The sequence below is a fragment of the Geomonas sp. genome (genome assembly GCF_056994735.1).
This window is the reverse complement of record NZ_JBXKJL010000277.1, coordinates 1-13,270: the sequence shown is the minus strand read 5'-3', so window position 1 is coordinate 13,270 and position 13,270 is coordinate 1. Positions and strand designations below refer to the sequence as shown.

The window sequence follows — 13,270 nt, the reverse complement described above, 5'->3', positions numbered from 1 at the left end:
GCTATGGGCAGGCCCAACCCGGTGCCGCTCTCTTTGGTGGTGTAGAAGGGGGTGAAGATGCTGTTCAGGGCTTCGAGGGGGATCCCGCCGCCGGTGTCGGCTACCTTCACGCAGATCGCTTCCTTGCCGTCGAGTTCGCTGGCGGCTGTCTGGATGACGATCTTGCCGCCGCTGTCCATGGCGTCGAGTGCGTTCAGGAGGATGTTGATGAAGACCTGCTTCAGCTGCTGCGCATCCCCCAGAAGGAGCTCCTTCTTCCTCGGGAACCTGGTGGTGACGCCGATCTGCTTCTCCTCGAGCGGCGGGTTCACTACGGCCAGCGAATCATTGACGATGTCGACCAGGTTGCAGCGGCTGTAACAGATGGTGGGCTTCTTGGAGAAGAGGAGTATCTCGGAGAGAATGCCCTCCAGCCGCTGCACCTCGCGCACGATCAGGTCGGCGTGCCCCCATTCGCTGGTGTCCTGGGGAAGCTTCTTGGTCAGCCGCCCCGCAAATCCCCCTATCGACACCAGCGGGCCCTTGAGCTCATGGGCGATTCCCGCGGCCATCTCGCCAATCGCTGCCAAGCGTTCCTTCTGGAGCAGGTTCTCCTGCGCCTCCTTCAGCTGCCGGTTGGCGTCTTCGATCCTGTTGTACAGCATCGAGTTTTCAATGGCCATGCCCGCCTGGTTGGCGAAGAGCTGGAGATACCTCAAATCCTCCTGGTTCATCGGTGCCCGGGTCAGGGCATTGTCGACCAGGACGGCACCTACGGCCTGACCATGGGCGATCAGCGGAGATGCGGCCAGTGCCGGCCCTCGCCCGGGGTCCAGGTCGTCTCCGTCTCCGGGGATGTAGATCAGCCTCTTCTCCAGCACTGCCTGGGAGGCGATGTTGAGGGAGCCGTCCAGTTCCAGCCTCTTGCCCATCACCTGCCGGCAGAACTCGGACTCCCGCTGGGCGGCCATCTCTTCTTCGGAAATATCCCAGCGGCTGGAGAGGATGTCGTCGCTCCCGCCTTGCGGCAGCGACAGGGAAGGGGAGGTCTCGGTGGTGACCCCCAGCATCCCGAGGAGCACCCCGGAGCGCTCGTTGACCAGGAAGAGCATGGCGCGGTCGAAGAAGGGGTTGGGGCTGGAGGTGAGCGCGGTCAGCGTCAGGTGGATAAGCTTGTTCAGTTTCAGCGTGGAGAGCATGGTGTTGCTCATCCGGTAGAGAAGCGATAGCTCCTTGACCTTCTTCTCGTTCTCACGGGCGAACTTCAGGATCCGTTGCGAGCCGATCGCCTCGTTCAGCGCGCATGAGACCAGCCGCGCCACCGTCTCCGCCATGTCTACCTGGTCGGCCCCCACAAGCTCGGCGCCTCCGAAGAAGGTCATGGAGCCGAGGGTCCTGCCGTTGCAGCCTAGTGGCGTACAGACGGCATGGCAGGGGAGGTTCGATTGTCCCGGCAGGGTGCTGCCGGTGATTCCGTCGGCGAGGGCGTGCGCCGACAGCTCCGGCTCCGCCCCCAGCATGGCGGGGAGGATGGGCCTCGCTTCCTTCCGGCAGCTTTCATAGAGGGAGGGAAATCCGGGTTCCTCATCGGTCAGCCGGATAACGGCGCAATGCACCGGGCCGTTTGCGATGCAGACCTTCAGAACCTGTGGCAACAGGGCTTGTGGAGAGTAGGGTGAGTTCAGCAGCTTCCCGAGCGAGGAGATGAGGGCCAGGTTGCGGCGTCCCTGTTCCGCCCGTTCGGAGGCGGCTATCTCTGCCGCAGTCATAATGAAAACCGGACCGAGCTCGTCAGGGATAGATGAAACGGCGGCGGGAAGGCTTCCACCGGTTGTGGCAAGGGATATGACGGCAGCTACGCGGTTGGCGTCCAGAACGGGGAGCGACAGGAAGGTTTCTTCCCCTGGGGCCGTCGGCTCGTCGGGATGAAGCTCATGAAGGAGTGATGTTTGCGGTAAAGCGGCGAAGGCGGCGCGACCGGCGCAGCCCTCCCCGAAGGGAATATAACAGCCGCGGCCGGCGTGGGACGGCAGAGTGCTGAAGCGCTGGGTGAGGGCGCCGGGATTTGGTTCGGGAAGGTAGAGGGTAGCCGAGGAGAGGTCGAAAGTGCGGGCTACCAGGCGGAGCAGTGCGCTGACCCGGGCCTGAGGGGAGCGCCCGGAGGCCTGTGCGGTCCGTAACGCTTGCTCCAGGAGGTTTTGTCCCTTCCGGGCAGCCATGGGAACTCCGAAGGATACGGCAGCTAGCGGGATAGTGGAATCAGCGCACTCTTTCCTTCTTTTCCTGCTCCATCTTGCAGTCGATGCAGAGGGTGGTCACCGGCCGCGCCTTGAGACGCGCCTCGCTGATCTCCTCCTCGCATACTTCGCAGATGCCGAAGGTCCCGGCATCGATGCGGGCCAAGGCTTCCTGGATCTTGTTGATGAGCCTACGCTCCCGGTCACGGATCCTGAGCTCGAAGGTCCTGTCGGACTCCTGGGTCGCCCTGTCGGTGGGATCGGGGAAGTTCGTGGTATCGGAAGTCATCTCGGAGACGGTGCGGCCTGCCTCCTCGAGAAGCATGCGTTTTTCTTCCTGCAGGATACCTCTGAAAAATTCGAGTTTTTCCGTATTCATGACACCTGTCCTTTGCGGAATCAATTCGTTATTAAAGAGGATTTTTCGATATTAGTAAAGGAAAATTTTTTGCGGGTCCTGCAAGTGCCATTACAGCAGAGTGATATTAGCTCCCCGTATACGAGCCGGATCGGCGGTCAGATTGCCTCCAGCGCCTCCACCAGGTTGGCGACTCCCACGATCTCCATCCCCTCCGGCCCCTTTTTCGGCGCGTTGCCCTTGGGGACTATGGCCCGGGTGAATCCGTGCTTCACCCCCTCCCTGAGCCTCGCCTCGCCGTTGGAAACCGGGCGGATCTCGCCGGAGAGGCCGACCTCGCCGAAGACCAGCAGGTCCTGGGGAAGGATGGTGTTGCGCAGACTGGAGACTATGGCGAGCGCCACGGCAAGGTCGGCGCTGGTCTCGACCACGCGGATTCCCCCGACCACGTTCACGAAGACGTCCTGGTCCGAAAGGACGAGCCCCCCGTGCTTGGTGATGACCGCGAGGATCATGGCGATCCGGTTCTGGTCGAGCCCGATTCCGAGCCGCCGCGGCGACCCGTACTGGGCGTCCACCACCAGGGACTGGATCTCCACGAGCAGTGGCCGCGTTCCCTCCCACAGGACGCTGATGAGGCTCCCGGGGGCGGCGGTGTCGGTGCGGGAGAGGAAGATGGCAGAGGGATTCTTGACCTCGCGCAGACCCCTCTCGGTCATGGCGAAGACACCTAGTTCGTTGACCGGGCCGAAGCGGTTCTTGGTGGTGCGCATCAGGCGGTAGCGGGCGTCTTCCGTGGAGGAGAGCATGATCTGGGTGTCGACCATGTGGGAGAGGGTCATCGGTCCCGCCAGCGCCTGGTCCTTGGTGACGTGCCCGACCAGGATCAGCACCACTCCCGAGGTCTTGGCAAAGCAGGTAAGGGTGGCGGCACTCTCGCGCACCTGCGAGACCCCGCCGGGGGCGGCATCGACGCCCGCCACCTGCATGACCTGGATGGAGTCTATGACGATGACCTCGGGCCGCTCCGCCTCCGCCGCCTCCAGCACGCGCTCCACCGAGGTCTCCGCCAGCATCTTAACCCGGTCGAGGGGGAGCTGGAGCCTCCTGGCGCGGCCGGCGATCTGCTGCAGCGATTCCTCGCCCGAGACATAGAGGACTTCCCTGGCGGCCCCGGCAAAGCACATGGTCTGCAGCAGGATGGTGCTCTTTCCGGCGCCCGGATCGCCTCCGATTAGGATTACCGAGCCGGGGACGAAGCCTCCCCCGAGGACGCGGTCCAACTCCTCGCTGCCGCTGGAAAACCTCGCCTGCTCCGTGCACTCCACGTTGGCCAGCAGCGTCACCTCGGTTCGGGCCCCTGCGAAGCCGTCTCGCCTTCCGGGTCGCTCGCCGCCGAGGCGGATCTCCTTGACGGTGTTCCAGGCGTCGCACGCCGTGCAGTGGCCCTGCCACTTGGGGTAGACGGCCCCGCAGTCCGAGCAGACGAATCCGGTTTTTATCTTTACCTTTGCCATACCTCTCCGGTTGCCCTGCCGCCGTGGTTGAGCCTGCGGCATGTTCAGGCATCTGCGTGCAGTGTCACTTACCGCTCGTGCCCCAGTCGTCTGATCGATGGGAGGGCAGCTTCCCCCACCCCCTGGCCCCTCCCTCCAGGGAAGGGGGATAAGCTCGGGGCGAACGGCGGAGGGAAGTGCACCCTTCGACAGGCTCAGGGGGGACGGGAATTGCCTCACCCTCAACAGGGTGAACGGGAAATTGCCTCACCTTCAAAACGTGCCGGAATAGTAAGCGCTTCGCCCCCGGCTGTCAACATCCGGCACACGCTGCGGGGGCTATTCGTTTGACAACGTTTCCATGTCTAAGTTAAGATCAGCGGCGGCTCTAATGTGAAGTACGGGGAGGAGTTTTGACCGCTGGGCAGAAAAATCTCCTGAGGCTCGTCACCGCGCCGACCGACATGTCCGCGCTGCTGACACAGGGACTCGTCGACCTTTACAAGGCGGTGAAGGGGGCAGCTTTCTACCCTCAGGGGCACCCCTATCGGACCGAGCCCCTGCAGCGCGCGTTCGAGTCCTTCAGACGCCTGGTAGCGGAGCGCGAACTGGCCCTCACCGTCAACCGCCAGGGTTTCACCCCCGGCGGGGATGGGGCGGAGGGGAGCGCCATGATCCAGCAGCTGGCTCACGAGTGCTTCATCCGCCGCGTCGCCACCATCACCCTCATGGAAGACCTGCTCCTTCGCGATCTGGAGGTCTTCGTCGACCTGCTGAGCGCCGATCCCTACAAGATGTCCTCCTTCGGCGGGTTTGCCAAGCGCCTGGAGGAAAGCGGCTCCCGCACGGTCTGGATCAACGAGAAGGACATCGCCGCTATCTGGGCCAAGCGCGGCCTTCCCGTTCCTGACCACGGCGGCGGCGAAAGCTGGGATGGAGTCGCACTCCCCGACTCCCCCGACGGTCCCGCCGAGGATGAAGGGGAGCGCAACATAAAGGAAATCCTGCGGCTGATGTCGCAGGAGAAGCGGGACGCCCGCTACCAGCAGCTCGGCCGCGAGCTGGTGGAGATGTACCGCGAGAAGGCCGGTGAGGTGAAGGTGCTGCCGGTCCTGGAGGAGCTGCTGCGGCAGCACCAGGATCCGCAAAGGGATCTCCCCCAGAGGGAATACGCCCTTTTTACCCTGGAACGCGTCGCTGACGTGTCGCCGGATCTGCTCCTTGACCACCTGGAGAACCGCGAGGGTAGCGACAAGGACAGCATCCACCGGATCTTCGCCGCCCTGGGGGTCAAGGGGGCGTACTGGATCATCCAGAGGATCTCGCTGTCGGAGGGGGTTTTCGAGAGGAAGCTTCTGGCCGCGGCCCTGGTCCGGCTGGGGCACGTAGCGGTGGCCCCGGTGGTGGCCATGCTGAAGGACCAACGGTGGTACGTGGTCCGCAACATGGTGGCCATCCTGGGCGAGCTGCGCTCCACCGATTCGGTTGTGGCGCTCAAAGGTGTCCTGCGCCACTCGGACCAGCGCGTGCGCAAGGAGGCGATACGCGCGCTGATGAGAATCGGCGGAGACCCGGCCGAGTCCACGCTGATGACACTGCTCGATGAGCACGACGACGGCATCGTCAGGCACGCCATCCTCTCGCTGGGACTGATGCGCAGCCGCCAGGCGGTACCGGCGCTGATCAAGATGCTCGAGAGGCGGGATCTTCTGCTCAAGACGCTCGCGGTGAAGAAGGAACTCTTGACGGCGCTGGGGAGGATCGGCGACCGCAGGGCGACCGGGAGCCTCGTGAAGATTTTGAAGACCAGGGGATGGCCCATGCTGGGGAAATGGCAGGACCTGAAGCTCGCCGCGGCTTTCGCGCTCGGGATACTGGGCGACGAGGCGGCCCTCCAGGTGCTGGCCTCGCTGGCCTCGGGACGCGGCGCCTTTGCCGAGGCCTGCCGGGAAGCGGTGGACGCCATAGAGCGGGTCTCCGGAGCGATCGATGACTGAACAGGGTCTGCAGCACGCACAGCGGCTGGCCACGCTTCTGGCCGGCGGCATACGGGGCGGCGGATATTATCCTCCCGGTCACCCAGCCTCCCTCCAGCCTTTCCGGGAGATGGCGCAGACCGCCGCCATCCTGCACCGCGACGCGGGCGACGTCCGCCTCGCCGTGGTCGACGGGGTCCTTTCCGTGGGGGAGCACCTCTTTTTCGCACCGACCCCGCCCCTGCAGGAGCTCCTGCGCCTGATGGAGGAAAAGGGGGTCATGGGACTGACCCTGAAAGTCGCGGTCACCGCCAATGACCTGATGGTGCTGGCGCAGCTTCTGGCGCAGCCCGACGGCGGAGCCGCAGCGGTCGCCGCGGGCCTTCGCGAGGCAGCCATCGACTCGATAGAGGTGAGGGAAAGCGAGACCCTCTCGGAGACCTACAACGAGGCGGTCAGCGCCATCGGCGAGATCTTCCACGAGATCGGAAACGGGAGGATTCCCAACAGCCGCCGGATGCTGACGGTGGTGAGCAGCCTGGCTTCGGCGGCGGTCAAGGAGCCGGCGACCCTGCTGGGCCTCACCATGATCAAGGACTACGACAACTACACCTTCCAGCACAGCGTCAACGTCGGCGTCCTGGCCATGGCCCTCTCGGCATCGATGGGGCTCTCCCCCGACCGAGTCGAAGAGGCCGGGATGGCGGGTTTTCTCCACGACGTCGGCAAGACCCGGATCAACAAGGTGATCCTGAACAAGCCCGGCAAGCTCGACCATGCCGAGTTCCAGGAGATGATGAAGCATCCCCAGTTCGGGGCCGAGATCGTGCGCCAGATGGAGGGGGTGCCGGAGGGGGTGGCCGAGGCGGTGCTGGGGCATCATATACGCCACGACAGGACCGGCTATCCCGAGTGGGCCAGGGCCGAAATCTTCGGCGTCACCAGCGGAATCGTCGCGGTCGCGGACTGCTACGACGCGACCACGACCCTGAGGGCGTACCAGCGGCCGATGCCGCCCAAGGAGGCCGTGGACCGGTTGCGCAGCCTGCGCGGCACCAGCCTCAGCCCCGAAATCGTGGAGCGCTTCCTGGAGCTGACCGGGAAGTTTCCGACCGGGAGCCTGGTGCGGCTGGACAGCAACGAGATAGCGGTGGTGGTCGCCCCGAGTTCCGAGGAAAAGGGCGCGGCGGTGGTCAAGGTGATTTTGGACGGAACGGGGAGGGCGCTGGCGGAGCCTGAGCTGAGGAGTCTTCTTTCCGGCGGGGAGCGGATCGTCGACCTGGTCGACCCCATGGTCAAGGGGATCGACGTCGCGAGCTACTTCTAGCGCGGCTCCAGGGGGAGGATCGAGAGCGCCGTCGCCGCGGCAGCCCGGGTCTTCTCGTGGGGGGATGCGGTCAGCTTCATGAGCGGCTCCTCCAGGGTGGCGTCACCCAGACGGGCCAGGGCGAGGGCCGCCTCGGCCTCCAGCATGCCGTCGTTTTCCGAGAGGAAGGGGATGAGCCTGGGGACGATCGAAGGGTCCTTGTAGCGGGAAAGCCCCTCGATGGCGAGAGCGCGCACGGCGCGAGAGGGGTCATCCAGTTTTTCCAGCAGGACGGGAAGCGCCTCAGGGGCCGCCAGTTCGCCCAGCACCTTCACCGCCGCGCACCGGATGTCCTCTTCGCTTCTGCCCGCACAGTAAAGCAGGGCCGGAAGCACCTTTTCGCCTCCGATCCGGCCGAGGGCGTAGATGGCCCCGATCTTGGCGCCGCGGTCTCCACGCTTCAGAGTGGTCAGGACATCCTCGAGGCACTCCGTCGCTTCGAGCGCTTCCAGCGCCCGGGCCGCCTTCAGGCGCACCTCCGCGTCGGCGTCCTTGAGGAGCGGGATGATGGCTTCGCGCCTTCTGGTGAGAGATGCTCTTTCCATAGCGGTGATAACTAGCAAAAATCCGCCCGTTCCACAACCTAAAAAGTTCCTCATGGTGCCGGAAAAGGTGCTTTGAGGCGGAGGGAAGTACGGATGCAGGGAAAAAAGGAGTAGGTTGATGGGAAAAAGGATCAAGTACGTGGCGCTGTCGGCCTTCGTCCTGCCGGGACTGGGGCAGCTCTGCCGGGGGTGCCGCCTGAAGGGTGGAGTCATGATCATGCTGGACAACTTCTTCATCCTGGCAGCGCTCTTCATCGCGCTGCGCAGCGCCGGGAAGTTGATGGTGGCCGGGGGAGGCGGCGTCGGCGCCGAAAAAGTCCTCGCCGCGATACAGGCCGATGCGCCGTACGCCCGCTGGGTGCTGGGCGCATTTCTGGTGCTTTGGGTCTACGGGGTGATCGATGCGGCACTCGACAAACCCGCCACAATTAATTGACAAACTTAATTTTATTATGAGATAACGATGTGTCGTATACGGCAAGGAAAGGGGAGTAAAAGCATGGTGCAATCGGAAATATTGGGGACCGGTGGGTTCGTGCCCGCGAGGGTGATTACGAATGGATTTTTCGACTACCTGGTGGATGATGCGGACGGGTGGATCCATTCCAGGACCGGCATCCGGGAGCGGCGTTTCGCCGAAGAGGGCGAGTCGTCCTCAGACCTTGCCACCAGCGCAGCACTTCTCGCCCTTGAAAACGCCGACCTCGACCCTCTCGATCTCGACTGCATCATCGTCGCCACTTCGACGCCGGACATGATCCTCCCCGCCACCGCCTGCATGGTACAGAAGAACATCGGGGCGGACAACGCCTTCGCCTTCGACATGAACGCGGTGTGCAGCAGCTTCATCTACGGCCTCGAGGTTGCCGACAACCTGATCCGCTCCGGGAAATACCGGAAGGTCCTGCTGATCGGGGCCGACACCTACTCGAAGATACTCGACATGGACGACAAGGGGTCGGCGCCGCTCTTCGGCGACGGCGCGGGCGCGGTCATTCTCGGTGCCGGCACCTCCGGCAAAGGGATCCTGCACAGCATGATGAAGAGCGACGGCAAAGGGTGGGAGCTGATCCAGGTTCCGTCCTCCGGATCCAGGAAGCCGATCACCGCGGAGACGGTGGCCCTTAAGGAAAACACCTTCAAGATGGCCGGCAGGAGCGTCTTCACCTTCGCCACCGACGTCATACCCCGTATCATCAACGACCTCTCGGAGCGCGCCGGAATCCAGCCCGAGCAGATCGATCACATCATCCCCCACCAGGCGAATGTCAGGATCATCGATTTCATCTCCAAGAAGACGGGGATATCGAAGGATAAGTTCCTGCTCAACCTGGACCGTTACGGCAACACGGCTGCGGCCTCGGTCGGCCTGGCGCTCGACGAGAATCGCAGAAACGGCGTGATCAAGCCGGGCGACCTGGTGCTGATGATGGGCTTCGGCGGCGGCCTCTCCTGGGGCGGCGTGCTGATGCAGTTCTAGAGGCGTGAAAGGTGAAAGGTGAAAGGTGAAAGGTGAATGGAGCCAGCCTCACATCATAAAGGCAAATCCCCCCTGTCCCCCCTTTGACAAGGGGGGGACGTTTGGCAAACTGACATGAACAGACGCCGCTTTCCTCGCGGTATCTCTCTTTTATCTCACCTACGACCGCTTCCCCGCCACTCCTTCCGGCACCTCGACCGGCGTCAGCCCTGCCGCATCAGTGATAGCTTCGCCTCAGCGTCCCTCTCAACGGCTGCCATCCTCTTCCGTAGGTGCGCCCTTCCGGGCGCGAACGCTGCAGTGACCCCACTACAAATATTCCCCCTGCCGTTTCCCCGCAACTCCTTCCGGCACCTCGACAGGCGTCAGCCCGTGCTGCCGCATCAGCGCCGACAGCATCTCCACCGGAACCCGCTGCCGCCACCCTGCGTGGAATTTGTCCGCCGCCAGCAGCATCCCGCCCGGCGCCAGCCGCCCGGCCAGGGCCTCAATCGCTCCAGCCAGCTCTTCCGCATCGTGCATGAGGGGACCGCCGAGAAGACCGTTGCAGAGAATGAGATCATACCCGCCCATCCCCGTTCCGGCTCCGACATCATCGGGATAGAACTCCAGCTCGATGCCCCCTTCCCGCATGAGCGGCTCGACCCTCGTCCGGTATTCCGTCTCCCGCCTCGGATCGTGCGGGAAAAAGACGTGTGCCGCGGCGAAGAGCTCGATCGGCTCTATGGTCGAGCCGTGCACCATCGAGCCCTCCCCGTACCCTGCCGCCGATACTGTTTCCGCCAAACCGTAGGTGCCTTCACCGCTTCCACAGGCGCTATCGAGTCCCCTGATGCGCCCGCCTAGCCTGCCGAAGTTCTCTCCCAGCCAGCCCTCTATCCATTGCGCCTGGAGCGGATAGCGGTCGAACCCTCCGCCGAAGTGGTGCGGCAGCATCAGGGCGAAGAGAAAGGCCATCCGGGCCTCTCCGTCCTGACAAAGCCGGTGCAGGATCACGGAAGGGTCGGCCTGAGGTAACTGCGGCTTGAGCTTGTCGAGCAGGTGCAGCCAAGTCGGGGAGGTGTGGAGATAGCTCCCCGAGAGGAAGGGGCGGAAGCGGCAGCCGGCGGTTAACACCAGATCGAAGAGCACTCGTATCTCCGCCATCGGCAGGAGCGCCTCGGTCCAGGCCGTCATCTCATTGGTGATTATCAGGCCGGGCGCCCAGAGCGGGAGGGGATAGGTATCGCGGTAACTTTCGAAGGCACGGGCGAGGCGGTCGATTCTCCCGGCGATACGGGGGTCATCAAGGGTCCCCGGGACAAGGAGCAGGTCGAGTCGCCTTTGCCGTTCTTCGGCAGCGAGTGTCGGTCGGTAGCGTGGCTCCATAAGCTAGATGATCACGCTGTGCAGGTCGCGGCGCTTGTAGCGCCAGGCGAAGGCTGCGGCGCGGAAGAACCAGTCGATCAGGAAGACGCCCCAGACCATGTACAGGGAGAGGTTAAGGGGGACGGCGGCGAGCCAGGACAAGAAGACCCTGATTCCCCACATCGCGATCAGGGTGACCACGAAGACGTAGTGGGTGTCGCCGGTGCCTCGCAGGCTGCCGGCGTAGACGAAGGAGATGGCCAGCGGGACCTGTGCGAAGGCGACCAGCCTGAGGAATACGCTCCCTTTTTCGATGACGTCGGGGTCACTGGTGAAGAGGGCGATCAGGTGGTGCGGCACGGAGAAGAAGAGCACGGCCATGGCGGCCATGACGATGATGGCCAGGCGCAAGGCTTCGGTGTGGCTCAGGTGGGCGCGCCTGACCTTGCGGGCGCCGAGTGCCTGCCCCATCAGGGTGGCCGCGGCGATTCCCATCCCGGCCCCGGGCATGAAGGAGAGGGATTCGATGGAGAGCCCGATTTGGTGGGCGGCGTAGGCTGCGGTGCCGAAGCCGATGATGAACTTCGAGTAGAAGAGCTGCCCCGACTGCTGGGCGATCCTTTCCAGGGCGACGGGGTAGCCGATGTCCCAGACCTTCCTGAGCAGGACCAGGTCCGGCCGGCCGATCTTGAGATAATTCATCCGCAGCGCCTGCACCAGGAGGTAGAGGAATCCGCAGGCCTCGGAGAGGTTGATGGCGCAGGCGGCTCCGACGACACCCATGCGCGGGAAGCCGAAATGGCCGTAGATGAGCGGGTACGCGATCATGACGTGGAGGACGTTGACCAGGATCACGCCCTGCATGGGGGTCTTGGTGTTCCCGGTCCCCTGCATGATGGCGGAGAGGATGTTCAATCCGGCCGTGAAGGCGAAGTACTGGAAGACCAGCCGGATGTAGTCGGAGGAGTAGGCGAGGACGTCGGTGGTGGCGCCGAGGAAGCGCGCGACGTCCTTGCCGTACAGGCTCCCGAGGACGGTCGCTATTGCAGCGAGCACCGCGCAAAAGAGGAGAGAGGCGAAGGCTGCTCTTCTGGCCTCCATCCTACGCCCGGCGCCCCAGAGATGGGCGATGACGACCGTGGCCCCGGTGGCGAGACCCCAGAAGACGGTCATCACCACGAAGATCAGGAGCTGCCCGAGCCCTGTGGCGGCGATGGCCGCGGCGCCCAGCCCCCCGACCATGAAGATATCGACGATGGAGACCAGCCGTTGGAATAGTGATGACAGGAGAACGGGCATCGAAAGGGCCGCGACATCGCGCCGGATCGATACCCGTTTCCTCATCCTGGTTGCTATGTGCTGCCTCAAGAGTGCATGCTCGTTTCTACCTTTCTCCGGAACCCTACAGCCCGAGTTCTTCCTGCATCCCGACGGCGAAGTTCTTCGCCCTCCCCGAGGGGGCGATGATCCCGTAGGCTATGGCCTCCTTCAGTTCAGCTTCGGTGGCGCCTGCTTCCTTCGCGACCGCGAAGTGCTTCTTAAGTCAGGTCGGGCACCCGACCGCCACTGCACAACCTACCCTGATCAGTTCCCTGTACTTAGTTTCCAGAACTTCCTCGTACTCGTAATCCAGGATCTTCTTGCGGATCTTCATGGCTCCTCCCTTGGAATAAAAGAACAAAGTGCTGTTAACGTACCGGTCAATAGCTAATAACATAAAGCCGAAGCTGTGAAAACAGTATAGATGCGGGAAGAGTGATTGTTCAGGTGCTGAGGGCAGGAGATGCTGACGTCAGAGGGGGGGAGTGCTCCGGGAGGAGCGTGGGCGGCCGATGGCGGGTGGAGTTCGTGAAACGGCACCGGCGGAGGGAACCGTGAGAGGGAAGGGCGGAGGCGGATGTAGGGGCGGATGATCATCCGCCCCACATCATCGCGATGGTGGAGGTGCGAGCAGTGACTGCTACATCTGCTCGGGCATTTCCAGACTCAGTGAAGCGGCATCCTTCATCCTCGTCCGGCGCGTCCTGGTCAGTTTCTTTACCGCCTTGGTCATGTCCTCCACGTGGGTCTCGAATTCGGAGTAGGCCGCTACGATCTCCTGTTCGGCAGCCTTGACCACGGTGTCGAGCTTCCGTTCGGCCTTTTCCAGTTCCTTCTTATATGCTTCGAGCTGTTCGTCGATCTCCATCAGCATGTTTTCCAGGATCCAGCGCCTGTTGGCAGGAGTCAGGGAGTAATCAGTCATGATGGCGTTGACGTCTTCTTCAAGATGATCCGGTTCAAGAAGCGTTTCGACCTTTACCTTCCTTTCCTGCTTCACCCTTCTGAACTCTAAAATTTTGGCCATGCAACACTCCCTGTTTTGTTGACCCGATCGAGATCCAGCGCCATGGTAAAAGGATGGGATGCCTGGAACCGCCGTCATTTGACGAACCCTGCCGTATCATATTTTATTTTCTCCTCCGCTGTAAATAGTTAAATTATAG

The 13,270-nt window shown here is 63.1% G+C and carries 12 protein-coding genes; 4 read left to right on the top strand and 8 right to left on the bottom strand.

What is annotated here, in order from left to right; all coding sequences use genetic code 11:
- From AC11W3_RS12010 to radA, 3 genes are all read right to left on the bottom strand, one after another.
- On the bottom strand, window positions 1–2,198 hold a 2,198-nt coding region (locus AC11W3_RS12010; protein ID WP_484093079.1), incomplete at its 3' end, for an ATP-binding protein.
- A 40-nt stretch (window positions 2,199–2,238) separates the two neighbouring features.
- Window positions 2,239–2,595, bottom strand: a complete 357-nt coding sequence (gene dksA, locus AC11W3_RS12005; RefSeq protein ID WP_484091477.1) for an RNA polymerase-binding protein DksA — start codon at window positions 2,593–2,595, stop codon at window positions 2,239–2,241.
- Between the two features lie 137 nt (window positions 2,596–2,732).
- Window positions 2,733–4,091: a DNA repair protein RadA gene (gene radA, locus AC11W3_RS12000; protein ID WP_484091476.1), complete on the bottom strand. Its 1,359-nt coding sequence runs from the start codon at window positions 4,089–4,091 to the stop codon at window positions 2,733–2,735.
- 392 nt (window positions 4,092–4,483) lie between these two features.
- Between radA and AC11W3_RS11995 the strand changes: the two genes are divergently transcribed.
- Both AC11W3_RS11995 and AC11W3_RS11990 read left to right on the top strand, forming a co-directional pair.
- A complete protein-coding gene (locus AC11W3_RS11995; protein WP_484091475.1) occupies window positions 4,484–6,067 on the top strand; it encodes a HEAT repeat domain-containing protein in 1,584 nt (527 codons plus the stop codon).
- Window positions 6,060–7,373 carry an HD-GYP domain-containing protein gene (locus AC11W3_RS11990; protein ID WP_484091474.1) on the top strand — a complete coding sequence of 438 codons (1,314 nt, stop codon included), beginning with the start codon at window positions 6,060–6,062 and terminating at the stop codon, window positions 7,371–7,373. The genes AC11W3_RS11995 and AC11W3_RS11990 overlap by 8 nt, the downstream gene beginning before the upstream one ends.
- Here AC11W3_RS11990 and AC11W3_RS11985 read toward each other — a convergent pair.
- Window positions 7,370–7,957, bottom strand: coding sequence for a HEAT repeat domain-containing protein (locus AC11W3_RS11985; RefSeq protein WP_484091473.1), 588 nt, complete (start codon window positions 7,955–7,957; stop codon window positions 7,370–7,372). The two genes, AC11W3_RS11990 and AC11W3_RS11985, sit on opposite strands and share 4 nt — an antisense overlap.
- Before the next feature lie 118 nt (window positions 7,958–8,075).
- Between AC11W3_RS11985 and AC11W3_RS11980 the strand changes: the two genes are divergently transcribed.
- Complete coding sequence (locus AC11W3_RS11980; RefSeq protein ID WP_484091472.1) at window positions 8,076–8,393, top strand: hypothetical protein; 318 nt, start codon at window positions 8,076–8,078, stop codon at window positions 8,391–8,393.
- Between the two features lie 63 nt (window positions 8,394–8,456).
- The gene (locus AC11W3_RS11975) at window positions 8,457–9,437 is read left to right on the top strand and encodes a beta-ketoacyl-ACP synthase III (protein WP_484091471.1); all 981 of its coding nucleotides are present in this window, start codon (window positions 8,457–8,459) and stop codon (window positions 9,435–9,437) included.
- Window positions 9,438–9,746: 309 nt separating this feature from the next.
- On the opposite strand, the gene AC11W3_RS11970 is transcribed toward AC11W3_RS11975, so the two are convergent.
- From AC11W3_RS11970 to AC11W3_RS11955, 4 genes are all read right to left on the bottom strand, one after another.
- A complete protein-coding gene (locus tag AC11W3_RS11970) occupies window positions 9,747–10,805 on the bottom strand; it encodes a class I SAM-dependent methyltransferase (protein ID WP_484091470.1) in 1,059 nt (352 codons plus the stop codon).
- A 3-nt stretch (window positions 10,806–10,808) separates the two neighbouring features.
- On the bottom strand, window positions 10,809–12,128 hold the full coding sequence (locus tag AC11W3_RS11965) for an MATE family efflux transporter (protein WP_484091485.1): 1,320 nt from the start codon (window positions 12,126–12,128) through the stop codon (window positions 10,809–10,811).
- Window positions 12,129–12,186: 58 nt separating this feature from the next.
- Window positions 12,187–12,438: a GSU3128 family (seleno)protein gene (locus AC11W3_RS11960; protein WP_484091469.1), complete on the bottom strand. Its 252-nt coding sequence runs from the start codon at window positions 12,436–12,438 to the stop codon at window positions 12,187–12,189.
- 306 nt (window positions 12,439–12,744) lie between these two features.
- The gene (locus tag AC11W3_RS11955; RefSeq protein WP_484091468.1) at window positions 12,745–13,131 is read right to left on the bottom strand and encodes a hypothetical protein; all 387 of its coding nucleotides are present in this window, start codon (window positions 13,129–13,131) and stop codon (window positions 12,745–12,747) included.
- Window positions 13,132–13,270: the final 139 nt, after the last annotated feature.